Origin of the sequence: Caballeronia sp. (genome assembly GCF_028292365.1) — a bacterium.
Classification (GTDB): Bacteria; Pseudomonadota; Gammaproteobacteria; order Burkholderiales; family Burkholderiaceae; genus Caballeronia.
Genome location: NZ_JAQGMM010000050.1, coordinates 1 through 2,724 on the forward strand (window position 1 = coordinate 1; position 2,724 = coordinate 2,724).

At 58.3% G+C, this 2,724-nt stretch carries 2 protein-coding genes; one reads left to right on the top strand and one right to left on the bottom strand.

Annotation, left to right across the window (positions count from 1 at the left end):
* Positions 1–876: 876 nt before the first annotated feature.
* Positions 877–1,299 (bottom strand): hypothetical protein, encoded by a 423-nt coding sequence (locus JWR14_RS02960; protein WP_031357205.1) that lies wholly within the window; start codon positions 1,297–1,299, stop codon positions 877–879.
* A 559-nt stretch (positions 1,300–1,858) separates the two neighbouring features.
* On the opposite strand from JWR14_RS02960, the gene JWR14_RS02965 reads away from it, so the two are divergent.
* The coding region (locus JWR14_RS02965; protein ID WP_299701043.1) for an EAL domain-containing protein at positions 1,859–2,724 on the top strand (866 nt) is incomplete at its 3' end.

Here is a 2,724-nt window from a genome sequence, read left to right on the forward strand (position 1 = left end):
ACGACTTTTTCAAGGTCGGCGCTTTCACGAACAATACGGATCGTAAAAGGCAGGGACTCGCGCTTCTCCTGAGCCTGTACAACTGCCCGCTCGAGCCGCTCTGCACGTTCACCATGTTCAATATGTCCGTTGCGAAAGACACTGCTTTGACCTACCTGATTAAGCTGTTCCATTTGTGCTACCCCATTTTTGGCGAGAAGGAGGACGCCGCGGAACGTTTGACTTCACGCAAACGAAACACACGACGGATTTAGTCTCGCCCAAAGGCAATTGATGGGGTGCGCGCTACCAAATAAATCTTTAAAGAAACTTCAAAAAATTATGCATTTTCAGTGCTTTTCGCGTTCGACGACCCTACGCATCTCCTCGAATTTCGTATTATGAAAAATTCCGGATGGGTGAGTATGTGTCGAGCACGTGAAACGCGATTCCTTTTCCCATTACATAGGGAGTCAAATATTCTAAAAGCCGCGATTTCACCTCCGCCGTCTCCCGTGTTGCACCGTTCGGGTGCTCATGCTTAATAACGGATTTTTTATCACGGACTTTTATATTGAGGTGAATAGCGGGCAAGGGAGGTGGGTGGACTTGCACGGCGGGAGAAACGACCCTTCACACGAATGCAGCTTATTGCCCGGTCTATTAATCCGACGAATAAAGAATGCTTTAACTAAACCTTTATGGGATTATGGAATTTCGATATGCAAAACAGAAGTAATCGAAGATGTCAGGGTTGCGCGCTTTAGAAATCGGAAGAGAATTCCGACCAAGGCTGGAACAGTACCTGATTCGCCGGATGAAGAAGTTCGAGGACAGCGGATGCAGCGCACATCCGCCGGTTTGCCCAGCGTAGAGTAAGTGTGGCCGGGCGCTTCCTCAATCTTCGTCGTCGAGCCAGGGGATGTCCACGTCAGTGATGAACGCCACCATGGCGAGCGGGCGCCCTTCCTGACGGCCGATCTTGCCGTCCGCCCGTTGCCATTCGCATCGAAACACGGTTGCCGGGGTGTCGGCCATCAAGGTCACGGTGCGCAGTTCGTCCGGGTCCGCGTCTTCCACCGGGCCATCGAGCGACACCAGCAGTTGTTGTGGCCACATGCCGTCGGCGGGATCATAGATCTTGTCGCCATCATGAATCACGACAAACGCTTCCACGCCGATAGTCGCCGAAGCCTCCACAATCATCTTGCCAAGTGCGCGCAGCACGGCCGTTGCGCGGCCGGAGTTGGCCTGGCGAATCGCGAGGTCGCCGCGCGTCAGCGCCTGCTCCAGCTTCGGGTTGGTTTTCTGTTGGGCCATCGGGTCGCCTCCGTAACTTGATTCACTTGTTCGACGAGCATCGCCCGCCGGCTTGCAAGGCGCGATCGTACCATTGCTGTCCCAAATTTACCGTCTGGCAAGCCTCTTACGGAATTTTTAGCATCCCGCAAACGCCCGCCCATCAAAGCCGCCAGCGTCCAGGCAACGCCCGGCATGATGCCTTTGCGCTCAAGTCGGCCGCCATTTGATCCGATAAGATGTTGTCCGGCCTCAAGCGCTGCCAAGTCCCGTCGCACACGTCCGATCGTTCTATGACGTCCGAGTCGTCGTCCTGGTTGTCGTCCGAGTTGTCGTCATATCCACACGCGCAGACCAACCTCATGTTCGAACTGTTCCTGGCTCCTGTTTGTGCAGCCAATCCAACCGGGCAGGTTCACCGTCGCCGGACGGCGGGACTGACATGTTTGCCCGCACGGTTCATGCCGTTCATCCTGCGCGCCTTTTCGTTATTCGTTTCGCTATTCGTCGCGGAAAGTGCTCCGCTAGCCGTTATGGCTGCGCCGTCCAGTAGCCCTCGTCTCCACGCGGCAGCTTCGTGATGCGGCGCACACTCGGGAAACCTCCCCCGCAGGCCGCGTTCGACGGCATCGCGCTCTGTTCGCACTTCCAGCCGATCTACAGCCTGCCCCACCAGCGCCAGGTCGGTTACGAGGCCTTGTTGCGCGGCGTTGCGTCGGCGGGCGGATTGGTGGCGCCGTTCGAACTGTTCGCGAAGGCGATTGTCGAGAGCTCGACCGGGGCGCTCGACCGCCTGAGTCACGTCACCCATTTGCACAACGCTGCCGGATGGTTGCCCGGCCAGTCCTGGCTGTTCCTGAACGTGACGCCGGCAAGCTTTATCGACCCCGGCTATGCGCGCCAACTCGCCGACCTCGCGCGTGAGTCGGGCATGCGGCCAGAAGAAATCGTGATCGAGTTGCTGGAATCGGGGGGCAACGACGTCTGCGCGTTCGCCCAAGCCACCCAGGCGTTCCGGTCGCAAGGGTTCCTGGTGGCAGTGGATGACTTCGGCGCCGGGCATTCGAACCTGGACCGGTTGCTGACCTTGCGGCCGGACATCGTGAAACTGGATCGCAGCCTCATCCATGCGCATCAGCCAGACTTGCGCGAATCGGTCATGCCGAAGCTGGTGAGCCTGTTGCACGAGGCAGGCATGCTGGTGGTGGCCGAAGGGATCGAGACCAACGAGGACTTGCTGCTGGCGGCGCGCTCGGGTGTGGACCTGGTGCAGGGTTTCCTGTTCGGTCAGCCAGGTCCCGGATCCTCACCCGAGGAAGCCGCGACGCAGCAGATCGAATCCGTCTTCGATACCCTCGCTCACACGCGCCAGACTCGCGAGCTTGCCGTCGACTTGCTGCTGATGCCGTATCGGACGCGCTTTGCGGAGGCGGCTGAACGAATGTG